Annotated in this window: 1 protein-coding gene; it reads right to left on the reverse strand. The window is 73.0% G+C overall.

Translation table 11 applies throughout. The annotated features are described in order from the left end of the window. On the reverse strand, positions 1-355 hold a 355-nt coding region (locus tag K206_RS44570; RefSeq protein WP_020207100.1), incomplete at both ends, for a hypothetical protein.

Consider the following 355-nt stretch of genomic DNA (forward strand, 5'->3'; position numbering starts at 1 on the left):
GCATTGCCACCCCCCTCCACCCGCCCCATCCCCTCCACCAACCGCTCCGCCACCTGGTTCCCGATCGTATTCCCCACCAAGTCCGCCGCGATATACCCCAGGCTCTGCGCCGACAAATCCCCCCGCACTCCCGCGCTCGCCAACCCAGCTCCCAACCCGCTGCTCACCTGCCGCGCCAGCGGGCTCCACTTCGCCGCGCCGGCCGCCTCGCCGATCCCTGCGCCTATCCCGCCGGCGATCGCCGATGCCGCCACGCCCCGCCAGTCAAAGCGCTGCTGCATCCCGCTCGCCAGCGCCACGCCCTGCGTCGCTGCCGAACCGATCGCCCCGCGCACCATGCCCGCGCCAATCGGGT

The organism is Cupriavidus sp. WS, assembly GCF_000395345.1.
GTDB lineage: Bacteria > Pseudomonadota > Gammaproteobacteria > Burkholderiales > Burkholderiaceae > Cupriavidus > Cupriavidus basilensis_B.